Origin of the sequence: Bradyrhizobium genomosp. III, from assembly GCF_000261705.1 — a bacterium.
Taxonomy (GTDB): Bacteria; Pseudomonadota; Alphaproteobacteria; order Rhizobiales; family Xanthobacteraceae; genus Bradyrhizobium; species Bradyrhizobium ottawaense.
Genome location: NZ_AJQF01000099.1, coordinates 1 through 24,946, shown reverse-complemented (window position 1 = coordinate 24,946; position 24,946 = coordinate 1). Strand labels below are relative to the sequence as shown.

At 65.0% G+C, this 24,946-nt stretch carries 25 protein-coding genes; 4 read left to right on the top strand and 21 right to left on the bottom strand.

From position 1 onward, the window contains the following. Positions 1-53 precede the first annotated feature (53 nt). The 7 genes from arfB to IC66_RS0109665 all read right to left on the bottom strand — a co-directional run bounded on the left by arfB (position 54) and on the right by IC66_RS0109665 (position 9,046). On the bottom strand, positions 54-470 hold the full coding sequence (gene arfB / locus IC66_RS0109695; protein ID WP_028140135.1) for an alternative ribosome rescue aminoacyl-tRNA hydrolase ArfB: 417 nt from the start codon (positions 468-470) through the stop codon (positions 54-56). A gap of 117 nt (positions 471-587) precedes the next feature. Further along, a complete protein-coding gene (locus IC66_RS0109690) occupies positions 588-1,955 on the bottom strand; it encodes a M16 family metallopeptidase (protein ID WP_028140136.1) in 1,368 nt (455 codons plus the stop codon). Further along, a complete protein-coding gene (locus IC66_RS0109685) occupies positions 1,952-3,343 on the bottom strand; it encodes a M16 family metallopeptidase (RefSeq protein ID WP_038947480.1) in 1,392 nt (463 codons plus the stop codon). Before IC66_RS0109685 ends, IC66_RS0109690 begins: the two co-directional genes overlap by 4 nt. Before the next feature lie 193 nt (positions 3,344-3,536). Next, positions 3,537-4,262 carry a hypothetical protein gene (locus IC66_RS0109680; RefSeq protein ID WP_038947479.1) on the bottom strand — a complete coding sequence of 242 codons (726 nt, stop codon included), beginning with the start codon at positions 4,260-4,262 and terminating at the stop codon, positions 3,537-3,539. 95 nt (positions 4,263-4,357) lie between these two features. After that, positions 4,358-4,852 (bottom strand): signal peptidase II, encoded by a 495-nt coding sequence (gene lspA, locus IC66_RS0109675; RefSeq protein ID WP_028140139.1) that lies wholly within the window; start codon positions 4,850-4,852, stop codon positions 4,358-4,360. Positions 4,853-4,862: 10 nt separating this feature from the next. Then, on the bottom strand, positions 4,863-7,871 hold the full coding sequence (gene ileS / locus IC66_RS0109670) for an isoleucine--tRNA ligase (protein ID WP_038947478.1): 3,009 nt from the start codon (positions 7,869-7,871) through the stop codon (positions 4,863-4,865). A 203-nt stretch (positions 7,872-8,074) separates the two neighbouring features. Further along, a complete protein-coding gene (locus IC66_RS0109665) occupies positions 8,075-9,046 on the bottom strand; it encodes a bifunctional riboflavin kinase/FAD synthetase (RefSeq protein WP_028140141.1) in 972 nt (323 codons plus the stop codon). A gap of 229 nt (positions 9,047-9,275) precedes the next feature. Between IC66_RS0109665 and IC66_RS0109660 the strand changes: the two genes are divergently transcribed. Beyond that, positions 9,276-9,671 carry a response regulator gene (locus IC66_RS0109660; RefSeq protein WP_008567674.1) on the top strand — a complete coding sequence of 132 codons (396 nt, stop codon included), beginning with the start codon at positions 9,276-9,278 and terminating at the stop codon, positions 9,669-9,671. A 175-nt stretch (positions 9,672-9,846) separates the two neighbouring features. Here IC66_RS0109660 and IC66_RS0109650 read toward each other — a convergent pair whose 3' ends face one another. The 9 genes from IC66_RS0109650 to uvrC all read right to left on the bottom strand — a co-directional run bounded on the left by IC66_RS0109650 (position 9,847) and on the right by uvrC (position 18,644). After that, complete coding sequence (locus IC66_RS0109650) at positions 9,847-10,701, bottom strand: TIGR01459 family HAD-type hydrolase (protein ID WP_028140142.1); 855 nt, start codon at positions 10,699-10,701, stop codon at positions 9,847-9,849. A gap of 15 nt (positions 10,702-10,716) precedes the next feature. Next, positions 10,717-12,222, bottom strand: coding sequence for an EAL domain-containing protein (locus IC66_RS0109645; protein ID WP_038947476.1), 1,506 nt, complete (start codon positions 12,220-12,222; stop codon positions 10,717-10,719). A gap of 149 nt (positions 12,223-12,371) precedes the next feature. Then, positions 12,372-13,502, bottom strand: a complete 1,131-nt coding sequence (locus IC66_RS0109640; protein ID WP_038947475.1) for a YihY/virulence factor BrkB family protein — start codon at positions 13,500-13,502, stop codon at positions 12,372-12,374. Next, on the bottom strand, positions 13,503-14,090 hold the full coding sequence (locus IC66_RS0109635) for a hypothetical protein (protein WP_028140145.1): 588 nt from the start codon (positions 14,088-14,090) through the stop codon (positions 13,503-13,505). 91 nt (positions 14,091-14,181) lie between these two features. Beyond that, positions 14,182-15,141 carry a 50S ribosomal protein L3 N(5)-glutamine methyltransferase gene (gene prmB, locus IC66_RS0109630; protein ID WP_038947474.1) on the bottom strand — a complete coding sequence of 320 codons (960 nt, stop codon included), beginning with the start codon at positions 15,139-15,141 and terminating at the stop codon, positions 14,182-14,184. Then, positions 15,141-15,623: a molybdenum cofactor biosynthesis protein MoaE gene (locus IC66_RS0109625; protein WP_028140147.1), complete on the bottom strand. Its 483-nt coding sequence runs from the start codon at positions 15,621-15,623 to the stop codon at positions 15,141-15,143. The genes prmB and IC66_RS0109625 overlap by 1 nt, the downstream gene beginning before the upstream one ends. A gap of 3 nt (positions 15,624-15,626) precedes the next feature. Continuing rightward, entirely contained in the window at positions 15,627-15,878 is a 252-nt protein-coding gene (moaD, locus tag IC66_RS0109620) for a molybdopterin converting factor subunit 1 (protein ID WP_018318355.1), read from the bottom strand. Beyond that, positions 15,875-16,492 carry a CDP-diacylglycerol--glycerol-3-phosphate 3-phosphatidyltransferase gene (gene pgsA, locus IC66_RS0109615; RefSeq protein ID WP_018318354.1) on the bottom strand — a complete coding sequence of 206 codons (618 nt, stop codon included), beginning with the start codon at positions 16,490-16,492 and terminating at the stop codon, positions 15,875-15,877. The genes moaD and pgsA overlap by 4 nt, the downstream gene beginning before the upstream one ends. Positions 16,493-16,589: 97 nt before the next feature. Next, positions 16,590-18,644, bottom strand: coding sequence for an excinuclease ABC subunit UvrC (gene uvrC, locus IC66_RS0109610; RefSeq protein WP_028140148.1), 2,055 nt, complete (start codon positions 18,642-18,644; stop codon positions 16,590-16,592). Between the two features lie 249 nt (positions 18,645-18,893). Between uvrC and IC66_RS0109605 the strand changes: the two genes are divergently transcribed. Further along, positions 18,894-19,517, top strand: coding sequence for an outer membrane protein (locus tag IC66_RS0109605; RefSeq protein WP_028140149.1), 624 nt, complete (start codon positions 18,894-18,896; stop codon positions 19,515-19,517). Positions 19,518-19,631: 114 nt separating this feature from the next. Here the strand turns inward: IC66_RS0109605 and IC66_RS0109600 are convergent, their stop codons facing one another. The 4 genes from IC66_RS0109600 to IC66_RS0109585 all read right to left on the bottom strand — a co-directional run bounded on the left by IC66_RS0109600 (position 19,632) and on the right by IC66_RS0109585 (position 22,417). Next, a complete protein-coding gene (locus IC66_RS0109600; RefSeq protein WP_008544396.1) occupies positions 19,632-19,847 on the bottom strand; it encodes a cold-shock protein in 216 nt (71 codons plus the stop codon). A 268-nt stretch (positions 19,848-20,115) separates the two neighbouring features. Next, on the bottom strand, positions 20,116-20,976 hold the full coding sequence (locus tag IC66_RS0109595; protein ID WP_038947473.1) for a 23S rRNA (adenine(2030)-N(6))-methyltransferase RlmJ: 861 nt from the start codon (positions 20,974-20,976) through the stop codon (positions 20,116-20,118). 155 nt (positions 20,977-21,131) lie between these two features. Beyond that, positions 21,132-21,824 (bottom strand): ribonuclease T2 family protein, encoded by a 693-nt coding sequence (locus IC66_RS0109590; protein WP_028140151.1) that lies wholly within the window; start codon positions 21,822-21,824, stop codon positions 21,132-21,134. Between the two features lie 131 nt (positions 21,825-21,955). Continuing rightward, complete coding sequence (locus IC66_RS0109585; RefSeq protein WP_028140152.1) at positions 21,956-22,417, bottom strand: hypothetical protein; 462 nt, start codon at positions 22,415-22,417, stop codon at positions 21,956-21,958. A gap of 185 nt (positions 22,418-22,602) precedes the next feature. Between IC66_RS0109585 and IC66_RS0109580 the strand changes: the two genes are divergently transcribed. Together IC66_RS0109580 and IC66_RS0109575 are read left to right on the top strand one after the other, a co-directional pair. Further along, positions 22,603-22,902 (top strand): hypothetical protein, encoded by a 300-nt coding sequence (locus IC66_RS0109580; RefSeq protein WP_038947472.1) that lies wholly within the window; start codon positions 22,603-22,605, stop codon positions 22,900-22,902. A 45-nt stretch (positions 22,903-22,947) separates the two neighbouring features. Then, complete coding sequence (locus IC66_RS0109575) at positions 22,948-23,478, top strand: DUF3617 domain-containing protein (protein ID WP_028140154.1); 531 nt, start codon at positions 22,948-22,950, stop codon at positions 23,476-23,478. A 65-nt stretch (positions 23,479-23,543) separates the two neighbouring features. Here IC66_RS0109575 and IC66_RS0109570 read toward each other — a convergent pair whose 3' ends face one another. Next, positions 23,544-24,932, bottom strand: a complete 1,389-nt coding sequence (locus IC66_RS0109570; RefSeq protein WP_028140155.1) for an ATP-binding protein — start codon at positions 24,930-24,932, stop codon at positions 23,544-23,546. Positions 24,933-24,946 lie beyond the last annotated feature (14 nt).

Here is a 24,946-nt window from a genome sequence, read left to right as displayed (position 1 = left end):
GTAAGACGGCACAACTCCGGTCGCCTCGCGGCCGGAGTTTTTTGCCGCGCTAATTAGTCGTCGAAGCGCCCGCCGCGTCCGGCCTTGACGTCGCTGCGGCGCTTCTTGCCGTCGAGCCGGCGCTGCTTTGAGCCAAAAGTCGGCTTTGTCGCCCGACGCGGCTTTGGCCGCACCATGGCTTCGCGCAGCATCTCCGTGAGGCGGTCGATGGCATCCTGGCGGTTGCGCTCCTGGGTACGGAAGCGCTGCGCCTGGATCACGATCACGCCGTCCTTGGTCATGCGCTGACCGGCGAGGCGGGCGAGCCGAATCGCCGCATCCTCCGGCAGGGTCAGCTTGCGCGCGTCGAAGCGCAGCTGCGCCGAGGTCGCGACCTTGTTGACGTTCTGCCCGCCCGGGCCGGAAGCACGGACAAAGCCGATCTCGATGTCGTCCTCGTCGATGACGAGATCGCGGGATATCCGCAGCATGATGGCACCATTCGTGATGTCCGGACATATCGCGGACGTCTGCATTGGGCAATGGTGCTTGGTGGAAACGCAAATGGCCGGGCGAGCCCGGCCATTTCAGGACATCCGAGAGGGACGTCAGTTCGACTTCGTCGCCGGAGCCGCGGACGGCTGCGCCGCGGCCTGCGGGGCGCGGCCGACGACGACGGTCAGGAGACCCTGGCCCCAAAGGCGCTTGGCGGCGGCCTTGGCGTCGTCCAGCGTCACGGCGTCGACGATGGCATTGCGCTTCTCGATATAGTCGATCGGCAGCTTGTCCTGCTGGTACTGCAGCAGCGCCTGCGCCAGCTTGGAGGAGGTGTCGAGCGCCAGCATCTGCGAGCCCTTGAGGTAGGACTTGGCCTCGTCGAGCTCCTTCTGCGTCGGGCCTTCCTCGGCGATCCGGCGCACTTCCTTGTCGATGGCGTCGATGGTGTCGCCGGCGCGGTCGGCGCGCGTGCCGGTATTGCCGATGAACACCGCCGAATGCTCCATCCAGAGCAGCGATTCGAACACCGAATAGGCCAGGCCTCGCTTCTCGCGGACCTCGCGATAGAGCCTGGAGGACAAGCCACCGCCGCCGAGGATGTGATTGACGACATAGGCCGCCATGAAGTTCGGATCGCTGCGCTTCACCCCTGGGCCACCGAATGTGATCACGGTCTGCGGCACGTCGAGCGTGACGAAGGCGCGCTGCGGCGGCTTTGCGGCCTCGACGTCCGGAACCGGCGTGAGGTTGGCCTTGGCGGGCAGGCTGCCGAATGTATGGTCGAGCAGCTTGCCGAGGGTCGCCGGATCGACGTCGCCGACGACAGCGATCTTCAGCCCATCCTTTGCAAGCACGCGGCCGACATAGTCTTTCATGTCGGGGACCGTGATGGTCGGCACGCTGTCGAGGTTGCCGTTCGTCTGCCGGCCATAGGGATGATCGCCGAAGGCGACCTCCAGGAACTTGCGGCTCGCCAGCGAGGTCGGATTGGTGGTCTCGCGGCGCAGGCCCGAGACGACCTGCGAGCGGATGCGTTCGACATCGGCGGTGTCGAAATGCGGCGAGGTCAACGCGCTCCTGAGCAGGTCGAAGGCCTCGTCCTTGTTGTCGCGCAACATGCGCAGGCTGCCGCGGAAGGTGTCGCGGGTGGCGCTGAAGGAGAGCTCGATGGCGCGGCGGTCGAGCCGCTCGTGGAAGGTCTTGGAGTCGAGATCGCCGGAGCCTTCGTCGAGCAGATCGCCGACCAGGTTGGCGACGCCCGGCTTGTCCTTGGGATCCTGCGCCGAGCCGCCGGCAAAGGAATATTCCATGGCGATCAGCGGCACGGTCGCGTCCTGCACGAACCAGGCTTCGATACCGCCCGGCGAGATCAGGTGCTGGATCTTCGCAGCCGCCTGTGACGGCGAGACCGCAGCGAGCGCGAGCGCAGCGCCGGTGGCAAGGGAGAATGCAGCGCGTCGAAGGAAGGGATAGGTCACGAACGCTTCTCCTCGCGCTTGGTGGCGGCAGTGTCCTTGATCAGATAGCCCGTCACCGAGCGCTTCTTCTCGAGCCATTTCTGCGCAACGGCGCGGACCTGCTCGGCGGTGACCGCGCGGATGCGGTCGGGCCAGCTCCTGATGTCCTCGATCGACAGGCCCGTGGTCAGCGCGCCGCCATACCAGCGTGCCAGCACCGCCTGGTTGTCCTGGGCGTAGATCGCCTCCGCGATCAGCTGGGTCTTGACCCGCTCCAGATCCTCGGCGCGGATCGGGTTCTGCGCGACATTGGCGATGACGCCGTCGACCGCCTGCTCGACCTCGGCAAAGCTGACGCCGGGTTTCGGTGAGGCCGAGATCGCGAACTGGGTCGGGTCGAGTGAGATGCTCGAATAGCTGGCGTTGGCGGAGACCGCGAGCGGCTTGTCGACGACGAGGGCGCGGTAGAGATAGGAATTGCTGCCGCTGCCCATCAGCTGCGCCAACACGTCGAGGGCCGCGCTTTCACCGGCCGCAGCCGTGGTTGCCGAGGGCACCAGATAATAGCGCCGCATGCTCGGCTGCTCGACGCGCGGGTCGGCCAGAGTGACGGTGCGCGGGGCGGCGGGCTCCGGCTCCTGCGGACGGACGCGCCGCGCCGGAATCGTTGATTGCGCCGGGATGGAGCCGAAATTGCGCTCCACCAGCGGGCGTATGTCGGCGGCCTCGACGTCGCCGGCGATCACCAGGATCGCGTTGTTCGGCGCATAGAAGCGGCGGTAGAAGGCGAGTGCGTCCTCGCGGTCGAGCTTCTCGATCTCCTGATGCCAGCCGATCACGGGACGGCCGTAGGGATGATTGAGATAGAGCGCGGCCATGATCTGCTCGTTCAGCCGCGCGTCCGGATTGTTGGCGACGCGCATGTTGTACTCTTCGAGCACGACGTCGCGCTCGGGCAGCACGTTCTCGTCCTTGAGGATGAGGCCTGTCATGCGGTCGGCCTCGAACTCCATCATGGTCGGCAGCTGCTCTTTCGGCACGCGCTGGTAATAGTTGGTGTAGTCGACCGAGGTCGAGGCGTTCTCGTTGCCGCCGACGCGAAGCACGGTCTGGGAGAATTCGCCAACGGGATGCTTCGAGGTGCCCTTGAACATCAGGTGCTCGAGGAAGTGGGCGAGGCCGGACTTGCCCGGCGTCTCGTCGGCCGAGCCGACCTTGTACCAGATCATCTCGGTGACGACGGGCGTGCGGTGGTCGGGGATCACCACGACCTGCATGCCGTTGCTGAGCGTGAAGCTGGCGGGCGGGGCCGATGTTACCGTGGTCTGGGCAAGGGCCGCGCCGGCCGAGAGGATGCTCGTCGAAAGCAAAGCGGCAAGGAGGCAGGCAGCCGATCGGTAAGAGGACATTATGATCCTTTTGAAAGGCCGAGGTCCGGATATCCGGCTCGGACGGCACGGCATGCTACACCGTGCGGCTGTGGCTTCGCGTCACGAAGCAGAGAACCCAACGCATAGGCAAGTTACTGATCAGCAATTTATGCGCCTCGGCCGGCGTACATGAAGCGCCGGCGCGGGGTTTCGGGTCTGTGGAACAGGAACGCTATTGTTCCTTGTCCTTGCCGGACATGATGTCGAAATAGGTCCGCCGCGACTTGTCCGGTCCGGCGCCATAGGAGTAGTTCGGAGACGGCGTCTGATAGCCCGGCGGCGGCTCGACCAGCGACTGGCGCGGCGGCTCCTCGGTGAATTTCTTTTCTTCGGTGGCGTTGCCGCCCTTCATCATATTCCACAGGCCGCCGGAGAAGCCGAGTTCGGCGGGGCTGAGTGACGGATTGCCGTTGGTGCCCGGCTGGATCGGGTCATTGCTTGTCCGGGGGGCTGCGGCGACCTGGCCGGCCTTCATCTCGGCAGGCGTCAGCTGTCGGGCGGCCTGCCAGTTTTCCGTTTCCTTGGTTGCCTTCTTGCGCGCGGCGATGGCTTCCTTGCGGCGCTTCTCCTCGGGGTCCTTGGGCCAGTTCGGAGCGGCCTTGGCCTGGGTCGCGGGAGGCGGCAGGTCGAGCTTGGGCGGCACCACCAGCGGCGAGCGCTCGCGGTATTCGATGCCGGGCTTTTCCATGCTCTTGGCGCCGATGCCGGACATCAGATTGTCGATGATCTTCTCTTCGAAGGTCATCCCGTCATCATCATCGTCGTCATCACCGGCACGCGCTGCGCCGACCGACATGACGAGACCGATGCAGAGCGCGACGGCGGACAATTTCAACGCCTGCCAATGCCCCGATCGGGGGTCTCGAACCATCGAAAAGCTGGTCTTCGAGCTGCGCATTACTGTACCTGTTCCATATTGTGTCAGATCGCCGCTCGCACGCGGCAAACCCTCGCAAAGGCCGGGTTCCACCTGCCGGTCCGTATCGACCGGGATCAGGGCGCTTTTGCGGCGGGTACCCCCAGGAAGGAATCATACAATAGCCCCGCCACCCCAGCAACGATGGCCACGTCGGCGAGGTTAAACACATACCAATTATAGGTATTTCCGCCGATCTCGATGTGGAGCAGGGCGAAATCGACCACCGCGCCATAGGCGAGGCGGTCGATGCCGTTGCCGATGGCGCCGCCGATGATCAGCCCCAGCGCGACCGTGGCAAGCCGGGTGTGCGAGCGGGCCATCCAGATCGCCAGCGCGACCACGGCGATGGCCTTGACGGCCATCAGCGCGAGCTGCGCGGCCTGGCTGTCGTTCTGGAGCCAGCCAAAGCTGATGCCGATATTCCAGGCCAGCACCAGGTCGAAGAACGGCGTCACCTTCACCACGCCGCGACGGGCGAGGTCGAACCCGTTCAGCAGCCAGAGCTTCGAGGCCTGGTCGGCCACAAGCGTGACCAGGGCCGCGAGGATGCCGGCGCGGAGCGGGGTCATGGGGGGCCGATCAGACGCTCACGCCCAACGCCTTCCACTCGCGCAGTGCTTGTGCGTCGCGCGGGGTGACGTCGGGGTATTCAGCGTCTTCGCCGACCGTCGGGGAGATCTTCCAGGAGCGGGCGCATTTGGTGCCGACCGCCTTCTCCACCACGACCGCGACACCGGGCACGGCATCGAGCCGGAATGCATCGGCGGGAGCCTCGCCCTCACGCACCTCGTAGTTCGAGGTGATGCAGATTTCGGCCAGGTCGACGTCGAACAGCGTCATCAGCATGTCCCGGTCGGCGACATAAATCACCGGCGAGGCTTCCAGCGACGAGCCGATGTTCTTGGCGGCGCGTTCGAGCTCGAGCGCGCCCGTGACGACACGGCGGACGTTACGGATCGCTTCCCATTTCGCGGCGAGCTTGTCGTCGCGCAAGGCTTCGAGATCGTTCGGGAACTGGGTCAGATGCACCGACGGTTCGGCGTTGGGGCGATACATGCGCCAGCCTTCCTCCGCGGTGAAGCTTAGGATCGGCGCCAGCCATTTCAGGACCGAGGCGCACAACAGGTCGATCGTCGTCAGCGCCGCCTTGCGCGTCGGCGACGACGGCGGATCGCAATAAAGCGTGTCCTTGCGGATGTCGAAATAGAACGCCGAGAGTTCGCTGTTCAGGAAAGCGGACAAGATCGCGACCACCGACTTGAAGTCGAACTCCTGATAGGCCTTGCCGATGGCGGCGGCGCGGATCGCGAGCTCGTGCAGCATCAGCCGTTCGAGCTCGGGCATCTCGGCGGGCGCGACCGCCTCAGTCGGCTTGTAATGATGCAGCGTGCCGAGCATCCAGCGCACGGTGTTGCGCAGCTTGCGGTAGGTCTCGACCGTGTTCTTCAGGATCTCGGGACCGATGCGCTGGTCGTCGGTGTAGTCGCAAGACGCGACCCAGAGCCTCAAGATGTCGGCGCCGGATTCCTTGATGACGGCCTGCGGCTCGATGGTGTTGCCGAGTGACTTCGACATCTTGCGGCCGTCCTCGGCCTGGGTGAAGCCGTGGGTCAGCACGATGTCGTAAGGAGCCCGACCGCGCGTGCCGCAGCTCTCCAGCAGCGAGGAGTGGAACCAGCCGCGATGCTGGTCCGAGCCTTCCAGATACATCACCGTGTCGGTGCCGCCGTCGACCTTGCGCTTGATGCCGGCGAGCCCGGGAAACTGCACGGGGTCTTCGAGCACGAAGGCGTGCGTCGAGCCGGAATCGAACCAGACGTCGAGAATGTCGTCGACCTTCTGCCAGTCTTCATTGGCACGCGCGCCCAGGAAGCGCTCGCGCGCGCCTTTCGCGTACCAGGCATCGGCGCCTTCCTGCTCGAAGGCATCGCCGATACGGGTATTGACGGCCTCGTCCTGGAGGATCTCGGCGGAGCCGTCGCCCTTCTCGCGCACGAACACGGCGATCGGCACGCCCCAGGCGCGCTGGCGCGAGATCACCCAATCGGGCCGCGCCTCGATCATGCCGTTGATGCGGTTTTCGCCTGAAGGCGGCACCCATTGCGTCACCGAGATCGCGTGCAGCGCGCGGGCCCGCAGCGTGTCGCCGCTCTTCGCCTTGCCGCTCGCCGCAACGTCCTTGTCCATCGCGATGAACCATTGCGGCGTATTGCGGAAGATCACCGGCTTCTTGGAGCGCCAGGAGTGCGGATATTGGTGCTTGAGCCGGCCGCGCGCCAGCAGCATGCCTCTTTCGACGAGCGCCTTGATCACGGCCTCGTTGGCGTCGCCCTTCTCGCCCTTGTCGTTGATGACACGCTTGCCGGCAAAGCCCGGCGCATGATCGGTGTAGGCGCCGTTCTCGTCGACGGTATAGGGGATTGCCGTGGTGATGCCGCGTGCATCGAGATCGCGCGCCTGCGCCATCCAGGCATCGAAGTCCTCGCGACCATGGCCAGGCGCGGTGTGCACGAAGCCGGTGCCGGTGTCGTCGGTGACGTGGTCGCCGGGCAATAGCGGCACGATGAAGTCGTAGCCGCCGGCAAGGCCCTTCAGCGGATGGGCGCATTCGATCGCGTCCATGGTGTCGCCGGGGACGTCACGGACCTTCTCGAAAGCCGTCACGCGCGCCTGCTTGAAGACCTCTTCAGCGAGCGCATCGGCGAGGATCAGGAGGTCGCCCGTCTTGGTCCAATTGTCGGCGGGCGCATCCGTCACCTTGTACAGGCCGTAGGCGATCTTCGGCGAGAACGAGATGGCGCGGTTGCCCGGCAGCGTCCACGGCGTCGTGGTCCAGATCACGACGCTTGCGGTAGCGAGCGCACCGTGCGCGGGCGACGTGATGGGGAATTTCACCCACACCGTATCGGAGGTGTGGTCCTCGTACTCGACCTCGGCTTCGGCCAATGCGGTCTTCTCGACCACGCTCCACATCACCGGCTTGGAGCCGCGATAGAGCGTGCCGTTGGCGGCGAACTTCATCAGCTCGCGCGCGATCTGGGCTTCGGCCGGATAGCTCATGGTGGCGTAGGGATGATCCCAATCGCCGATGACGCCGAGGCGCTTGAACTCCTCGCGTTGCACGCCGAGCCAATGCGTGGCGTAGGCGCGGCACTCCTTGCGGAAGTCGATCATCGCGGTGGAGTCGCGGAAATCGGGCTTCTGCTTGCCCTTCTTGCGATAGTGCTCTTCCTCGACCTTCCATTCGATCGGCAGGCCGTGGCAGTCCCAGCCTGGCACGTAGTTGGAATCGAAGCCGAGCATCTGCTGGCTCTTGGTGACGAGATCCTTGAGGATCTTGTTCAGCGCCGTGCCGATATGGATGTTGCCGTTGGCATAGGGCGGGCCGTCATGCAGCACGAACTTGGCGCGGCCCTTCGCGCTCTCGCGCAGTCTCTCGTAGAGGCCGATCTCGTACCAACGCTTGAGGATCTCCGGCTCGCGCTGCGGCAGGCCGGCGCGCATCGGGAATTCGGTCTGCGGCAGGAACAGGGTCTTCGAATAGTCTTTGGCTTCAGACTTTGGGGACTTTTGCGGCTTTTCGGACATGAGGCTGACTGGCTCGGAAGGGCGCGGGAACGGATGGCGATGCGGAATCGCGGGGTGAAACGACAAAATCCCGGTCTTGCGCCGAGCCCTCAGGCTCAGGCGGAAGCCGGGCCGCTAATCCCTATGATGCGCCGCGCAAACATGGGCTCTCCATAGCAGGGGGCCAAGGGAAGCGCAAAGGTTCGGGGAAGCCGGGTTCGGGCTCAATCGATGGTGCCGAGCCGCGGAAACGCGTCCGGGGCGGCCGCCAGGATGGCGCGGGCACGGGCGGAATCGTCGTCCATCTGCCGGATCAAGGCCTCCAGACTGTCGAATTTCAGCTCCTCGCGAATGAAGCCGACGAAGGCGCAGTCCAGAGCCTGCCCGTAGAGGTCGCCCTTGAAGTCGAACAGGAAGATCTCGAGGAGGGGAGCGCCATTATCAAAGGTCGGGCGGCGGCCGAAGCTCGCCACCCCGTCCAGCCGCTCAGGCCCGCGGCCGACGCGCACCGCATAGATGCCGTGCTTCAATCCGCAATTGGCGTCGAGGCGGATGTTGGCGGTGGGGTAGCCGAGATCGCGGCCGCGCTTCTCGCCGTGGATCACCTCGCCAGTGACGAACCAGGGTGCGCTCAGCATGGTGGTGGCCTCGTCCAGCTGGCCTTCGGCGAGTGCGATCCGGATCGCGCTGGAGGACACCGGCCGCTCGTCGATATCGACATGGGGCTGCACGTCGACCTCGATGCCGAGCCGGGGCGCTTCGTTGACCAGAAGGCTCGGCGAGCCGACGCGGCCTTTGCCGAAATGGAAGTCATAGCCGACCGCGATCCCGCTGACGCCGAGCCGCCCGATCAGGTCATGGTGAATGAAGTCTTGCGCGCTGGTTCCGGCACGGGCCTTGTCGAAGGTCATGACCACGGCGCCGGCAAGCCCGGTGCCGGCCAGAAGCCGCAACTTGGCCCGCTCGTCCGTCAGACGGAATTGAGGGGTGTTGGGGCTGAAAAAACGCCGCGGATGCGGCTCGAAGGTCAATGCCAGCGCAGGGCGGCCCTGCGCCCGGCCCATTTCCAGGGCTGCGGCGATCACGGCGCGGTGGCCGAGATGAACCCCGTCGAAATTGCCCATGGCAACCACGGCACCCCTTGGAATAGCGGAGACCGGCGTGGTGTCGCGGATAATGGTAAAATGCGGAGCCATCAGGGGAATTCTCAAACCGGCAGGACCGGCCGGGACCGTGGCGCCAGCGGCCGGATGAAGTCAAGCGGGAGGGGGCGGCCGCATCGAACGCGATTTCAGTTCTTGGGAGGCGTCCCCAATTAACGCGCTGTTTAACGCCTTGGTGCTAGTCCTTGAGCGTGGAACTGCCGGGCTCCGGCTTGGGCAGGTCCGATCGTAATATTCCTGCGTTTGTGTTGGGGGAGTCGAGATGGCGGTTGATTTGTCGATGCCGGTTCTGGTGGTGGATGACTACAGCACCATGATCCGTATCATCAGGAATCTGCTGAAGCAGCTTGGCTTCGAGAACATCGATGATGCCAGCGACGGTTCGGCAGCACTGAACAAGATGCGCGGCAAGAAATACGGGCTCGTGATCTCCGACTGGAACATGGAGCCGATGACGGGTTACGACCTGCTGCGCGAAGTGCGCGCGGATCCGAACCTCGCCACCACGCCCTTCATCATGATCACCGCGGAATCCAAGACCGAGAACGTGATCGCAGCCAAGAAGGCCGGCGTGAACAACTACATCGTCAAGCCGTTCAACGCGGCGACGCTGAAGACCAAGATCGAGGCGGTCTTCCCGGACATGGCGAGCGCGTAAAGCGCCGCCTGATCCAAACACAGCTTTCAAAAGAGATCGTCATGCCCGGGCTTGTCCCGGGCATCTACGTTCTTGGACGCTAGAAGCAAGTCGTGGATGGCCGGGTCAAGCCCGGCCATGACGGTGTTGAGAGCTAAGCAATTAGTCTAAGCCGGCGTCAGTTCACGCCCAGCCGTCACCACTTCAATTCGCGCATCAGCGCCTTCGGCGGGTGGCCGAACAATTCCATCACCGATGCCGGGTCGAGCTGGTCGAGACCCTCGAACTCCTCGGCATGGATGCCGCGGGTCACGAACAGGCAGTCGATGCCGAATTCGCGCGCGCCGGTTAAGTCGGTGCGGACGGAATCGCCGATCGCCAGCACTTTTTTCCGGTCGATCGGATGGCCCTGGCGTTCGCCGGCGAGTGCCATCGCGCGCTCGTAGATCGGTCGGTGCGGCTTGCCGTAGAAGATCACCTCGCCGCCGAGCTCGCGATAGAGCTCCGCGATGGCGCCGGCGCAATAGATCAGCCGGTCGCCGCGTTCCACCACGATGTCGGGGTTGGCGCAGACCAGCGTCAGCTTGCGCTCGCGCGCCTTCAGCATCATGCCGCGATAGTCTTCCGCCGTTTCGGTCTCGTCGTCATAGAGGCCGGTGCAGACGATGTAGTCGGCTTCCTCCAGCGGCGCGGTTTTCGCATCGAGGCCGCGATAGATCGAGTTGTCGCGCTCGGGGCCGAGCCAGAACATCTTGCGGCCGGGATGCTCGGCGACATAGAGCCGGGTCAGGTCGCCCGAAGAGACGATCGCGTCATAGGTCTCGTCGGCGACGCCGAGCTTGCGCAATTGCCGCTGCACGCTATCGGCCGGGCGCGGTGCGTTGGTGATCAGGATCACCGTACCCCCGCGGCTGCGATAAGTGTGCAGCGCCTCGCAGGCCTCGGGGAAGGATTCGAGGCCGTTATGGACCACGCCCCAGATGTCGCTGAGCACGACATCGACACCGCCCACGAGCTCGCGCAGGCTTTCGGCGAAATGCAGCGTGGTCATGATGCGCAGCGCCGATCAGATGCGGCGCGCGAGCGCCGCGTTGCCGGTGATGCGTTGCGCCGGAGGAGCGGCTGACGTTGCGCCAGGTGTCGCGCCAGATTTCGTATCTTGGCTGGGGGGAGCGGAGCCATTGGATCCCTGAATGTCCTGCGCCTGGTTCGGCGAGGCCCCGCCGGTAGCAGATGCCCCCTCAGGCCGCAATGGCCGGGGCGGCGCGAACAGGAACCCCTGGCCGAACCGCACGTCATAGTCGAGCAGGTCCACGACCGCGCGCTCGCCTTCGATCCGCTCCGCGATCAGGTCGATGCCGAAGCGGCCGAGCAGGTCGGAGAGGTCGGAGGGATGGATGTCCGAGGCCGAGGCCTGCCTGGGGTCGAGCAGCAGCGTGGCCGGCACCTTGATGAAGCGCACCCCGCGGTCGGCCAGCTCGCGCGGCTCGATGCGCAAATCGGTGACATGGTCGATCGAGAAACGGAAGCCGCGCTGAGCGAGCGCCGCGAGATTCTCGGTCTCGGCCGGGCCGAGACTGCGGAAGGTCGATTGCTTGAACTCCAGCACCAGCGCGGGCGCCAGCGCCCGGTTGGCTTCGAGGAAGTCGAGGCATTGCGCGAAGGTGGTGGAATTGCCGAGCGTGGAGGCCGCGACGTTGCAGAACACGCCGACGTCCTTGTTGCGCACCATCAGGCGCCGCAGCACCTGCACACAGCGCAGCATCACCATGTTGTCGATGCGGCCGATCAGCCCGGACGCTTCCGCGATGCTGATGAACTCCTCCGCGGCGATCAGCTGGTCGCGCTCGTCACGCAGGCGCGTCACCGCCTCGTAGAATCGCACCTTGCGTTGCGGCAGCGTGACCATCGGCTGCAGGAAGATGTCGATGCGGTTTTCATCGATAGCGTTGCGCAGCGTCGCCAGCAGCTGGGTCTGGTTGCGCCCGGTGACTGCCGGAACCGGATTGGCGGCCTGGCTCTGGATCGCCGGTGCCGGTCGTGACGGCGGTGCGGGCAACGGGGGAGGGGCCGCCGGCCGCTCCTCGAACGGCGCAATCAGGTCGATCGGCGCCTCCGGCTCAAGCCTGGCGATCGGAGCGGGAACGGGAGCCGGCGCTGGCGCATGGCCGGCCAACAGATCCTCATGGGTCGATACGGTGGTGGCGAGCTGCCTGACCAATCCGCCGAGCTCGTTGATCTCGCCGACCACCGACTGGATGCGGTCGGAGTTGGTCGAATTGGACGAGGCGATGCGTCCCTCGATCGCGGCTAACCGGCGGCCGAACTCCGCCACCTGGCGGGCCAGATCGGCGGTGCCGCGCGACAAATCGGCGATCTGGCCGCCGACGTCGCTGCGGTCGCGCAGCCGCATCGACACCGCGTTGTAGAGGATCAGGAAGGTCAGCGCGGTCAGGGCCACGATGGCGGATTCGGTTCCGCTGATGCCGGCGACGGCGTAGAGCACAAGCCCGAGCGAGGCCGCGACCAGTACCATGCAGATGGCGATGAAGATCGTCGAAATGCGAATCATGCCGCGCGTTACGCCTCAAAGAGCTGACTGCCTCACCCGGGAAAACACGGGTCACTGTGCGAACCCGTCACGCCTCATGCTCCCCCTAGGCCGTATGAGCTTAGCATCATTGTTGATTCGAGGGGATAGCAGCCCGTTCCCGGGCGCGGTCAGGCTGGCGCGGCGGCTCCGACCGTGTCGGCCGAGACGGCGTCGCGGGTGCCGAGCGGCTTGGATGGCCCTTCGGTCGTGTCCTTCAGCGTCTGCCGTTCGATCTCCGAATTCAGCTCGGCGCCGAACATGATGACGATCGCCGACATCCACATCCAGGTCATCAGGCCGATTGCGGCGCCGAGGGAGCCGTAGGTCGCATTGTAGTTGGCAAACTCGGAGAGGTACCAGGAGAGCAGCGCCGAGCCGGCAATCCAGAGAATGGCGGCAATCACCGCGCCGAGGCTGAGCCATTGCCAGCGCGGCGCATCGCGGCTGGGCGCGAAGCGGTAGAGGATGGCAAGCGCCACCAGCAGGACGAGGAACATGAGCGGCCATCGTGCCAGCGCCACGATCAGCTTGCTTTCGGGCGCCATGCCGAGATGATTGAGCGCCAGCGGGAAGGCAACGACAAGCCCCACCATCACCAGCAGCGCCACGATGCCACCGACCGTGAAGGCCAGAGACACCATGTTAAGCTTGATGAAGCTGCGCTTCTCGCGCTCCTCATAAGCGACGTTGAGTGCATCGAAGATCGCCTTGACGCCCGCATTGGCGCTCCAGATCGCCAGCACAAGGCCGAACAGGAACGTCGCACCGAGCGTGGTACTGCCATGTGAGACCACGCGCGCCACCTGCTCCTCGACGATCTGGAACGAGCCCTCAGGGAGCATCGTCGCGAGCGTCTGCAGATTGGCGCTGATCGTCTTAGGATCGGCGAACAGGCCGTAGGAGGAAACCAGCGCCGTAACCGCCGGAAAGATCGCGAGCAGCCCAAAGAACACGACGCCGCCCGCTGTCGCCAGAAGGCGATCCTCGTCGATGCGCTGATAGGTCCGCCAGAAGATATCCTTCCAGCCCTTCCAGGGGATCTCAAGCGGGCTCTTGGCGCGGCGGCCATGGCCGGGCTGCACGGCCGCGCGCGCGGGGTGCGTCTCCGGAGAATTCGCCTCGCCTTTGCGATGGTCTTGCGGCGGCCCCGATGGGACCAGGTCCCTGTCCTGAAAGTAGCGCTCCGCCGTCAGCACGAAGACGGCCGTCGCTGCCACCAGCAGCCAGGAGTCGAGCTGTTCGGAGCGTCGCAGCAGCATTCAAGCGTCCAATCTTTGACCGTGACGTCTGCGGCGCGCCGCCGTAAACCCCGCCAGCCCAATCGCCGCGAGCATCAGGCCAAGTTGCACGGGCCGGTTGGTGCGAACGGGTGAGGCCCTTCTGCCATGGCCGCGCTCGCCCGGCGCGAGCGGCACCAGGGGAATCGTCGTCGCGACCTCCTTCACCGCCTGCTTGACCGTTCCGCGCGGAATCCGAGGGGAGGCGATCGCAACGCGCATCCGGCTGGCGAGCGGTACGATCTGCTTGGTCGGCCGCTTCATCATCGCCATGGCGACGCCGGCGCAAACCGCGGCGAGCACCAGCAGCACGGCGGCGACGGCACCAAAGCCCCAGAACTGTCCGTAGGTGATTGCAACCCAGCGGTAGAGGGCGATCAGGCCGACGAAGAAGGTCGCGATCACGAACAGCCCGGCGACCGCGAACAGACCGGCCGCGACCGCGTAGGACGTCGCGCGCCCGGTGGCCTGGCTGGTGCGGTCACGCAAATAGGATTGCGCGGCGCGCTTGAGGTGGTTGAGTTTCAGCGCCATGCCGGCGCGCAGCAATTCGCCCGATGGCGCGAGCATGCGGACATCCTCCGAGAGCGAGAAAATTCGTTCGGGGGATGAACGTGGCGGAATTTGACTTGTTCCGACGGAGCTCCGTCCGTTTGGTGAATCAGGCGAGATCGGCGGCCGCGATCCAGAACACCTCGCCCTCGGAGTCCTCGGTGTCGAGCCAGAGCAGCGGCAGTTCCGGAAAGGCCTCGTCGACCAATTCCCGGCCGCGGCCGATCTCGCAGATCAGTCCGCCGTCCGGGGTGAGGTGATCGGGCGCCTCAGCCAGGATGCGGCGGACCACGTCGAGGCCATCGGCGCCGCCGTCGAACGCGAGCTTGGGTTCGGCCCGGCACTCAGGCGGCAGTGCGGCCATGCCTTCTGCGTCGACATAGGGCGGGTTGGTGATGATCAGGTCGTAACGCGCATCGCCGAGCGGGGCGAACAGATCGCCGCGATACAGGCTGATCCGGTCCTCGAGCCCGTATTCGCCGACATTGCGCGTGGCGACCTCGAACGCGCCCTTGGAGATGTCGACGGCATCGACGGCGGCGTTCGGGAAATGATGCGCGGCGAGGATGGCGAGGCATCCCGATCCCGTGCAGAGATCGAGCACGCGCTCGACGCCCGTAGGGTCGTCGATCAGCGCTCCAGCATTGCCTTCGCCGCCGAAATGCGACTCGAGGAGCTCGCCGATGAAGGAGCGTGGAACGATGACGCGCTCGTCGACATAGAAGGGCAGGCCGCGCATGTAGATCTTGTTGACGAGATAGGCGGCCGGCTTGCGCGTGGTGACGCGTTGATGGACGAGGTCGAGGATGGTCTTGCCCTCCGCCGCCGTGACCCGTGCGTTGGCAAAAATCTCGAACTGCTCGGGATTGAGATGCAGCGCTTCGCTCACCAGGAAGGCTGCTTCGGCAATCGGATCGGTCGTCCCGTGCGCAAAGGCGAGCTCGGCTTCGACAAAGCGGCTCACCCCGTAGCGGACGAAATCGAGCAGCGTGAGAAGTTCGCCCGGGCCGACTTTGGCGAGCTTGGGCGCGGCGCGGCCGCCGACGGTCTTTTTGGATGCTTTTGCCATCAGGATCGGGTCCAGCGCGCGGCGGCCTCGTCGTCACGGGCGTGGGCCTCGACCCAGCCGGTGCCGGCTTCGCTCTCTTCCTTCTTCCAGAACGGGGCACTGGTCTTGAGGTAGTCCATCAGGAACTCGGCGGCATGGAATGCGGCCTGGCGGTGCTGCGAGGCGGTCAGCACCAGCACGATGTTCTGGCCCGGCATGAAGCGGCCGACGCGATGGATCACGGTGACGCCGTTCAGCGGCCAGCGCGAGGTCGCCTCGTCGGCATGACGCCTGATCTCTTCCTCGGCCATGCCAGGATAGTGCTCGAGCGTGAGCGCGGCGACCTTGGCGCTGTCATCGTCCGCGCGGCAGATGCCGGAGAAGCTCACGACCGCGCCGATGTCGGTCCGGCTCTTGGTCAGGACCGCGATCTCGCGCGCGATGTCGAAATCGTCTTCTTGAATACGGATGGTGACGGGGCAGCTGGCGACAGGGGAAGTCATGGCCTAGCCGCCGGTCATCGGCGGGAAGAACGCGATCTCGCGGGCGCCCGCGATCGCGGCATCCGATTTGACATGGGCATGGTCGATCGCGGTGCGGATCACCTTCGGCTTCTCGAATGCGTAGGCATAGGCCTCGCTCTGGCCGGACAGCCAGGCGATCAGCTCCTCGACGGTGCGCACGGTCGCCGGCGGCTCGATGGTCTCCTCCGCCTTGCCGACGCGCTCGCGCACCCAGGCGAAATATTTCACCTTCATCCCTCGTCCTCCTTGATGAGGTGATGGATGCCGGCGCGGAAATAATCGTAGCCGGTGTAGATAGTCACGATCGCCGAGGCCCACAGCAGCGCGAGGCCAATCATCGAGACGACGGGCACCACCTCGTCGCCGGCGGGTCCCGCGAGCAGGAAGCCGATGGCGACCAGCTGGACCGTGGTCTTCCACTTCGCAAGCTTGGTCACGGGCACGCTGACCCTGAGCGCGGCGAGGTATTCGCGCAGGCCCGAGACCAGGATCTCGCGGCACAGGATGACGATGGCGGCCCACAACGACCAGCCATGGATGATGCCGTCGGCGGCCAGCATCAGCAGGCACGAGGCGACCAGCAGCTTGTCGGCGATCGGGTCGAGCATCCGGCCGAACGCCGATTGCTGATTCCAGATTCGCGCGTAATAGCCGTCGAGGTAATCGGTGACCGCGGCCGCGATGAAGAGGGCCACCGCCACCCAGCGCAGCCAGAGCGGCTGATCCAGAATCGACTGCGCATAGATGCATCCGACGACAACCGGGATCGCGGCGATCCGGCCATAGGTCAGGATGTTGGGGAGGGACATCGCGCGGCTGGTCGTCCCTCGTGTGGTGGCGATGTTCATCCGTCCTACCAATACCGCTGCTGCCTGAACGTCAACCGTCCCGCGCCCCAAATGAGGTGCGGACACGACGATCATATGACTGCGGTCCCCCTTTAATTCATCCCGGCTGGGGATGGAAATACTCGAAAATCCTGCGCGCGCTCTCGGCACTGACCCCCGGAACCTTGCCGAGATCGGCGATCGAGGCCCGTTCGATCTCCTTCAGGGTTCCGAAATGATGCAGCAAGGCACGTTTGCGTGACGGGCCGATGCCCGGAATTTCCTGCAAACCAGCCTCGCGGATATCCTTCTTGCGCAGCTTGCGGTGAGAGCCGATGACGAAGCGGTGGGCCTCGTCGCGCAGCCGCTGGATGAAATAGAGCACGGGATCGCGCGGCTCCAGCTTGATCGCCTCACGCTCCGGCATGAACAGGGTCTCGCGGCCGGCATCCCGGTCCGGTCCCTTGGCGACCGACATCAGCGACACCTGGGTCAGGCCGAGATTTGCAAAGATCTCGCGCACGGCGTTGAGCTGGCCGCGGCCGCCGTCGATGATGACGAGATCGGGCCATTGCGGGAAATCGTCGTCCTTGGCTTTGGCCGCCCCTTCCTCGGGCGGATTGATCAGGCGCTTGAAGCGCCGCTCCAGCACCTCGCGCATCATGGCGAAGTCGTCGCCCGGCGTGATCCCTTCCGACTTGATGTTGAACTTGCGGTACTGGTTCTTCACGAAACCGTCGGGGCCGGCGACGATCATGGCGCCGACCGCATTGGTGCCCTGGATGTGGCTGTTGTCGTAGACCTCGATGCGCTTGGGCGAATGCGGCAGGCTCAGCGTCGTGGCGATGGCGTCGAGCAGGCGGCTTTGCGTGGCGGTGTCCGCGAGCTTGCGGCCGAGGGCCTCGCGCGCATTGGTCAGCGCGTGGGCGACGAGTTCCTTCTTCTCGCCGCGCTTGGGCGCGGTGACCTCGATCTTGTGGCCGGCCTTGATCGAGAGCGCATTGGCGAGCAGCTCGCTCTCCTCGATCTCGTGCGAGAGCAGGATGTTCCTCGGCGGCGGCTTGTCGTCGTAGAACTGGGCGAGGAAGGAGCCGAGCACCTCTTCGGGGGTGTACGTCTTCTCCGCGCGCGGAAAATAGGCCCGGTTGCCCCAGTTCTGGCCGGTGCGGAAGAAGAACACCTCGACGCAGGAGAAGCCGCCCTCCTGATGGATGGCGAACACGTCGGCTTCCTCGACGGTGCGCGGATTGATGCCCTGCTGCGACTGGATCGCCGATAAAGCGGCGAGGCGGTCGCGGTAGAGTGCGGCGCGCTCGAACTCGAGCTCACCGGACGCCTTCTCCATCTCGCCCGCAAGCTCCTGCTTCACCGCATGGCTCTTGCCGGACAGGAAGTCGCTCGCCTCGCGCACCAGGGTCGTATAGCCGGGAAAGTCGATCTCGCGGGTGCAGGGGCCGGCGCAGCGGCGGATCTGGTAGAGCAGGCAGGGCCGGCTGCGGCTCTCGAAGAAGGAATCCGTGCAGGAGCGGATCAGGAAGGCGCGCTGCAGCGCCGTGATGGTGCGGTTGACCGCGCCGGCGGAGGCGAACGGACCGAAATAGCGCCCGGGCCGGCTCTGCGCGCCGCGATGTTTCAGGATCTGCGGCGCCCAATGGTCACCGGTGATCAGGATGTAGGGAAACGATTTGTCGTCGCGCAGCTGCACGTTGAAGCGCGGCCGCAGCTGCTTGATGAGGTTGGCTTCCAGCAGCAACGCCTCGGTCTCGGTGTTGGTCGAGACGATCTCCACGGTGACCGTGGCCGCGATCATGCGCAGGATGCGGGCCGGCTGTGGCGCATTCTGGCGCGCATAGTTGGAGAGGCGCTTTTTGACGTTCTTGGCCTTGCCGACATAGAGCACGTCGGCATTCGCATTGAGCATGCGATAGACGCCGGGCGAGGTCGGGGCGAGCCGGACCGCGCGCTCGATCGCCTCATGGCCGGACGCCAGCGGGCCTTCGCCGACGGCGCCGCTCTCTTCCAGGATATCGGGCAGCCGCGCATCGTCCTCGTCATCGCCGCCGCTGGTGGCGGGATCGAGATCCGGAGGCGTCTCGGCTGGGACGTCCGGCGCGGTGCCAAGCACGGGTTTGGGCGCGCGGTCGTCCGGATTGTCGGTGGAATCGTGAACCATGGAGCGAATTTAGGCGCTGGGGGTGCCGATTTGAAGTTCCGGCCGTGCGGCACGCACAGGATGGCGGCGCAGTTCCCGGTAACGCTTGCTTAAGCCTGTTAACAGCGCGGTAACCCGGCTTAACAGCCCTTTAACTTAAAACTCTCGATAAATCTTACCCGAAAAGGTCGTGGTTCCGTAACGATGCGGTTTGCCTGGCGCGGCGGCGCGGGCGCCGCACCGGTGACGGCAGTTGCGTTGGAGTGTGTGATGAAGAGGCTCGTTGTGGGCGCAGCCGCGTTGGTTGCCGCCGGCTGGACAGCTTCGGCGGAGGCCGCCGACATGAATTACGGTCAGCGCGCGCCCTATACCGTCAACCAGCCGCTCAACGCGTATAGCTGGGCAGGCCCCTATCTCGGCGGCAACATCGGCTATGAATGGGGCTCGGTGGACAACAACCCCTCGAAGCCGTCGGGCTTCGTCGGCGGCGTGCAAGCCGGTTACAACTTCCAGAATGGCCCGTTTGTGTTCGGCGTCGAGGGCGACATCCAGGCCGCCGGTGCCGACGACACCTTCGCACCGTGGAAATTCTCCAATCCGTGGTTCGGCACCCTGCGCGGCCGCGCCGGCTATGCCTTCAGCAACGTGCTGTTCTATGGCACCGCCGGCCTCGCCTTCGGCGAGCTGCGTGCGCAGACCTTCGGCTGGACGGAATCGCACACCACCGCCGGCTGGACCATCGGCGCCGGTGCGGAAGTCGGTCTGGCCCCCAACTGGAGCGCCAAGCTGGAATATCTCTACATCGATCTGTCGACGACACAGTTCGCAATTACAGGGGTGTCAAACGGCTATAGCGCCAGCGTTGTGCGCGCAGGCGTGAACTATCGTTTCTGATAGCTGAAGAAGAAAATACCGGACCACAACCTCCCGGCCGCTCGCGGCCGGGAATTTTTTGCGCCAGGTATTTTTTGCGCCAAGTATTGCGCCGAATGTTGTGCGTCAGGCCCGCTAGGACAGGATGACCAGATTGACCGCCTTCGGTCCCTTCCCCTTCTTGTCGGGTTCGACTTCGAAAGTAATACGCTGTCCTTCCGCAAGGTCCTTCAGTCCGGCTCGCTCCACAGCAGTAATATGTACGAATACGTCGCGGCCGCCGTCGTCAGGCTTGATGAAACCGTAGCCGCGTTCGCCGTTGAAAAACTTGACCGTTCCCGTCATGGCCATCGGGAAACTCCCCCTCATTGCTCCTCCGCCGCGACGCAGACTCACGTCACGACATGACCGGGCACTACGGAGCCCGGGAGCTGGCCATCCTTGGGCGGACCGCTGGCGGTCCGGCCGGATCTTTCTTAGGCCTTCACTCCGCCGCAACCATTCGCGGAAGCGGAACGTAAAGCCAGTCACGGAAACAGCATAATACGGTTCTCTGCAGATTGACTACCGCTCCTGCATATTTTTCCCAAGAATGCCGGAGTGTTACGGCTTCTTGGCTCTAGGGCTTGGGCACCTCCAATCGGAATCTGGCAGCACCACCTTGGCCGAGCGGCATTTCCAGCTCGGGCAGGATCGTCTTGAGCTCGCCCCGCAGCGTGTAGGGCGGATTGACGATCAGGAGCCCGGTGGAGGCGAGAGCCCCGCCATCGAGCTGAGGCGCGACGCTGAACTCGAGGCGCAGACAATTTCCCGGCGGCTTTGCTGCAGCTGCGAGCCGCGCCACCGTTTGGACCAGTGTGTCGGTGGCACGCCGGTTCTTGGCGGGATACCAAATGACATAGATGCCGGTCGGCCATTTCGCGAAGGCGGTGGAGAAGGCTTCGCCCAGCCGCTCGAACTCGTCCTTGGCCTCGAAGGGCGGATCGATCAGCACGAGGCCGCGCCGCTCCTTCGGCGGCACGAAGGCCGGCAGCGCCACCCAGCCGTCGAGGTCGACCACGCGCGCCTGTTCGTCGCGGCGCAGCACGGCGATCAGCGCTTTCCGCGCCTTCGGCTCGAGCTCGCAGGCGACGAGTCGGTCTTGCGGCCGGAGCAGGCCGCGCGCAATCAACGGCGAGCCCGGATAGGCTTTGAGCTCACCCTTCGGATTGAAGGCGCGGACGATATCGAGATAGGGTTGTACCAGCGCCAGGGTCTCGTTCGACAGGCGTGCCTGCATCAGCCGCGCGATGCCGGTCAGCCATTCGCCGCCCCGGCGCGCCTCGTCGCTGTCGAGATCGTAGAGGCCGGCGCCGGCATGGGTGTCGATGACGCGGAACGCCCCCGGCTTGTCCTGCAGATAGGTGATGATGCGCGCCAGCACGATGTGCTTGATGACATCGGCGAAGTTGCCGGCGTGGAAGGCGTGACTGTAATTCATGGCGGAGAGTTACGACATCGCGCGATGAAAGTAACTGCCGTCATTCTCCGGGGCGGTGCGCAGCACCGAGCCCGGAATTCATTTCGCCACCGGCTATGCGGGACAATGGATTCTTCGCGCTTCGCGGCCCCGGAATGACGGTCTGAGAAGTCGGCCTATCCGCCCCTGATCGGCGGCATGGTCACCTGATCGCGGCGGCAGGTGCGGCGTTCGATCTCGTCGCAAGCGCGGAATTGCAGGTCCTTGCTGAGGCAGATACGGACCTCGGACAGCCGCGTCCGGTTGCAGGTGACCGAGACGGCGGCATTGCTCAGTCCCGGATTGGCCTTGATGAAGGCTTCCTCGACCTCCGCCGGCGCCACGGACTTGGCCTGCGGCAAATCGAGATATTCGGTCGGGATCTTGATCGCAGCGCGCGCCTTGCGGATCGTCTCGAAATAACTGCGGCCCTCGAGGCCCGAGCAGGTGCCGTGCTTGTCCCATTCGTTGAAGATCAGGCCCGGCGCCGGCATCAAATCGAGCATCGAGGAGACGATGCTGCGGTTCAGCCGCGGTGCGGGCCGCTGGCAATATTCCGGGAAGCCGTTCTCATATTGCGGCCACAGCCCATGCACCACGAAGGCGTAGGGCCGACCGCTGCACTGGATCTGCGAGCGGCCGCCACGCTCGGCCGCCTCCTCGCAGAACGAGGGCGACCACGATAGCGACAGCACATAGAAGTCGAATTCGCCGGGCGCGTTCTGCCGCTTGTCCTGGGCGCTTGCGCTGCCGGCGAGCAAGGCCAGTCCGGCGGCAAGGGTCAGGGAGATCACGAGACGGGAAAACAAATGCAATCTGGAATGAAACATGGCGACGCCCCTCAACTAGACTGTGCGAGGAAGCCTAGCAGGCGATGGGAACATTTCAAGAACAAAATTCCGGCGGCCGCCGTTCGGCGCCTCGAGCGACCAATCAGGGCTTCCTAATCAGGGCTTCCTGATCAGGGCTTGGCGGCGCGGCAGGCCGGATTGTAGGCCCAGTTGCGGTCGAGCCCGACCACGCACCATTCGACGCCGTTGCCATAGCCGGCGAAGCCGCCATCCTCGATGATCGAGAAGTGCACCTTGCGCACCTTGCCGTCATTGAGCATGGCCTCGCCGGTGCAATAGCGGCGCGGAATGTTGTCGGACTGCCAGGGCCGGAATGCGGTCTCGCGAACGGCGGAGAAGCCGGTGATCCTCAACGAGGAATTCCAGAACGTGCTTTCCTTTTCCCAGAACTGGGTAGCGATGGTCGGTAGCGCCCTGTCGCAATCGGCGACGGCGCCGTCATAGCGCGGTCCGCTCAGCCAGAAGTTCAGCTCCAGCGGATTGGCGGCCCTGGCCTCACCGAGCGACATCGCTCCGAACATGAGGCCGAGCACAGCGGCATAGCGGAGCAATTTCAGGAGGGGGGCGCGCATGGTCAATCCGGACAGCTAAGGTCTTGCGAAGGTTGGACGGTGCCGCGAAGGCCGGGGGAGGTCAAGTGCAGCGCGGCAACACTTCGCCAGGAGTTGACCACAACTTCGTGGTTGGCAGGGCTTGGGTTCTTTCCACTTTCCTTCCGGCACCGTAAACTGGCGACCAGCCAATTGGAGTGACGGGAATGCGAATCATTGCGGCCGCGGGTCTTCTCGCCAGCCTGGTTGTCTCGGGCATGATGGCGAGCCAGTCGGCGCGCGCCGATTATGTGCCGCCATTCAAGGGCAACGACACCGGCGGCATCATCGCCTATTCGATGGCCACCCAGGTCGACGCCCGGCAGGCCGCGGTCGACCACTGCGCGCGCTACGGCAAGGTCGTGAAATTCCTGGCGGTGCAGGCCTATGAGGGCGGTTACATCTCGTTCTCCTGCCGCTGGGTGCCGTATGGCGCCGCCGACCAGCCGATCCGCACGCTCTACTGAGGCGCTGTCGTAACGCCGCACTCTCTCAGCCGGGAGCCTTTTCACATGACGCGCAAACTCGCTTTGCTCGGCTCGGCCCTTTGCCTCGTGGTTTCGGCAGGCGGTGCCTTTGCCGACGACCTGCCGGTGCGCAAGGCCGGTCTTTGGGAGATGAAGCTGGTCACGAGCGGCTCGCCCGTGCCCGAGATGACCATGCAGCACTGCACCGACGAGACCGTCGACAAGGAGATGAGCAACAACGTCTCCCCGATGGCCAAGCAGATCTGCGCCAAGCAGGAGATCAAGAAGACCGCGACCGGCTATGTCAGCGATTCCGAGTGCAGCGTCGCCGGCGTCAGCACGACCTCGCATGCCGAGATCACGGGCGATTTCAACTCGGCCTATACGGTGAAGACCTCCTCGCACGCACAAGGCGGTGTCGCCGGCGCTGCGGGACGCGATACCACCATGACGCTGCAAGCCAAATGGCTTGGGGCCTGCAAACCGGACCAGAAGCCCGGCGACATCGTGATGCCCGGCGGCTTCAAGATGAACGTGCGCGACATGGATAAGCTGAAGGCGCTGCTGCCGAAGTAGGTAAGCGTTGCCCCGAAACCGGGCGCTCCCTCGCCCCGTTCTTACGGGGAGAGGTGAGGCTGCAGCTACACCGGTATCCGCACGCTGGCCCGCAATCCCCCCATCGGACTGTCGCCGAGGGTGATGTCGCCGCCATGCGAGCGGGCGATGTCGCGGGCGATGGCAAGGCCAAGGCCCGTGCCGCCTTCATCCTGGTTGCGGGCGTTGTCGAGCCGCAGGAACGGCTTGAACACTTCTTCGCGCAAATGCGCGGGAATGCCGGGGCCGTCGTCGTCGATCGTCACGGTCAAATAACGGTGATCGCGCTGGCCGGTGATGGCGATGGCCTTGCCGTAGCGCGCCGCGTTGGTGACGAGATTGGCGAGGCAGCGTTTGAACGAGGCCGGCTTCACCGTCACGACGGGCAGGCCGTGGAAGGCGACGGTCGCGGTGTGACCGTGGCGCTCGGCGTCGCCGCGCAGCTCCTCGAGCGCCTGCGCCATGTCGGTCGGCTGCGACTGCTCGCCGGAATCGCCGCGGGCGAAGGCGAGGTAATCCTCCAGCATCATCGACATTTCGTCGACGTCCTTGCGCATGCCCTCGAGCTCGGGGCTGTCGCCGATCAGCGCCAGCTCCAGCTTGAAGCGGGTCAGGATGGTGCGCAGATCGTGGCTGACGCCGGCGAGCATCGCGGTGCGCTGCTCCATGGTGCGCTCGATGCGCGACTTCATCTCGAGGAAGGCGACCGCCGCGCGCCGCACCTCGCGCGCGCCCCTGGGGCGGAAGTTCGGCGCTTCGCGGCCCTTGCCGAAGCTTTCGGCGGCGTCGGCAAGACGCAGGATCGGCTTGATCTGGTTGCGCAGGAACAGCACGGCCACGATCAGCAAAATCGAGGAGGTGCCGACCATCCAGAACAGGAATATCTCCGAGTTGGAGGCATAGGCGGCGCTGCGCTGCGCGAACACGCGCATCACGGCATCGTCGAGCTGGATGCGGATCTCGACGAGATTGGAGCGGCCGACCGTGTCAATCCAGAACGAGCGCCCGATCTGGCGGCCGAGCTGCACCGACAGCGTCTGGTCGAGCAGCGAGAAGAACGGCTTTGGTCCCGGCGGCGGCATGTCGCCGGCGGGCAGGAAATCGACGACGAGGCCGAGGCGCTGCTGGGCGATGCGGCGGATCTGCTCGCGATCCCGGTCTTGCGGATACCCCTTGTAGACGTCGATCAGCGCGGCGATGTCCTGCACCACGGCGGCCGACAGCCGGCGCGTCACCGTATTCCAGTGCCGCTCCATGAACACGAAGGCCACGACCGATTGCAGCACCACCATCGGCACAATCATGATGAGCAGCGCGCGGGCGTAGAGGCCGGTCGGCATCCACCCCTTGAACGCGTTGCCCATCCAGCCGTTGACGGCGGAGACGCGGCCGGCGGCGCTTCGGAGCAGCGTCAGGCCGGTATCGATCGTGCTCATCGGTCGCGCTTCAC

Coding starts and splice junctions, on each gene's coding strand:
- IC66_RS0109570 (WP_028140155.1), bottom strand. CDS start 24,932: ATGAGCACGATCGATACCGGCCTGACGCTGCTCCGAAGCGCCGCCGGC.
- IC66_RS0109635 (WP_028140145.1), bottom strand. CDS start 14,090: ATGCTCGCGCCATCGGGCGAATTGCTGCGCGCCGGCATGGCGCTGAAA.
- IC66_RS0109600 (WP_008544396.1), bottom strand. CDS start 19,847: ATGGCCATGACGGGAACGGTCAAGTTTTTCAACGGCGAACGCGGCTAC.
- lspA (WP_028140139.1), bottom strand. CDS start 4,852: ATGACCCCGCTCCGCGCCGGCATCCTCGCGGCCCTGGTCACGCTTGTG.
- IC66_RS0109645 (WP_038947476.1), bottom strand. CDS start 12,222: ATGATTCGCATTTCGACGATCTTCATCGCCATCTGCATGGTACTGGTC.
- IC66_RS0109640 (WP_038947475.1), bottom strand. CDS start 13,502: ATGCTGCTGCGACGCTCCGAACAGCTCGACTCCTGGCTGCTGGTGGCA.
- IC66_RS0109650 (WP_028140142.1), bottom strand. CDS start 10,701: ATGACCACGCTGCATTTCGCCGAAAGCCTGCGCGAGCTCGTGGGCGGT.
- IC66_RS0109680 (WP_038947479.1), bottom strand. CDS start 4,262: ATGCGCAGCTCGAAGACCAGCTTTTCGATGGTTCGAGACCCCCGATCG.
- IC66_RS0109585 (WP_028140152.1), bottom strand. CDS start 22,417: ATGCGCGCCCCCCTCCTGAAATTGCTCCGCTATGCCGCTGTGCTCGGC.
- arfB (WP_028140135.1), bottom strand. CDS start 470: ATGCTGCGGATATCCCGCGATCTCGTCATCGACGAGGACGACATCGAG.
- IC66_RS0109685 (WP_038947480.1), bottom strand. CDS start 3,343: ATGTCCTCTTACCGATCGGCTGCCTGCCTCCTTGCCGCTTTGCTTTCG.
- IC66_RS0109660 (WP_008567674.1), top strand. CDS start 9,276: ATGGCGGTTGATTTGTCGATGCCGGTTCTGGTGGTGGATGACTACAGC.
- IC66_RS0109595 (WP_038947473.1), bottom strand. CDS start 20,976: ATGAATTACAGTCACGCCTTCCACGCCGGCAACTTCGCCGATGTCATC.
- ileS (WP_038947478.1), bottom strand. CDS start 7,871: ATGTCCGAAAAGCCGCAAAAGTCCCCAAAGTCTGAAGCCAAAGACTAT.
- pgsA (WP_018318354.1), bottom strand. CDS start 16,492: ATGAACATCGCCACCACACGAGGGACGACCAGCCGCGCGATGTCCCTC.
- prmB (WP_038947474.1), bottom strand. CDS start 15,141: ATGGCAAAAGCATCCAAAAAGACCGTCGGCGGCCGCGCCGCGCCCAAG.
- IC66_RS0109580 (WP_038947472.1), top strand. CDS start 22,603: ATGCGAATCATTGCGGCCGCGGGTCTTCTCGCCAGCCTGGTTGTCTCG.
- uvrC (WP_028140148.1), bottom strand. CDS start 18,644: ATGGTTCACGATTCCACCGACAATCCGGACGACCGCGCGCCCAAACCC.
- IC66_RS0109590 (WP_028140151.1), bottom strand. CDS start 21,824: ATGTTTCATTCCAGATTGCATTTGTTTTCCCGTCTCGTGATCTCCCTG.
- IC66_RS0109605 (WP_028140149.1), top strand. CDS start 18,894: ATGAAGAGGCTCGTTGTGGGCGCAGCCGCGTTGGTTGCCGCCGGCTGG.
- IC66_RS0109575 (WP_028140154.1), top strand. CDS start 22,948: ATGACGCGCAAACTCGCTTTGCTCGGCTCGGCCCTTTGCCTCGTGGTT.
- moaD (WP_018318355.1), bottom strand. CDS start 15,878: ATGAAGGTGAAATATTTCGCCTGGGTGCGCGAGCGCGTCGGCAAGGCG.
- IC66_RS0109625 (WP_028140147.1), bottom strand. CDS start 15,623: ATGACTTCCCCTGTCGCCAGCTGCCCCGTCACCATCCGTATTCAAGAA.
- IC66_RS0109665 (WP_028140141.1), bottom strand. CDS start 9,046: ATGGCTCCGCATTTTACCATTATCCGCGACACCACGCCGGTCTCCGCT.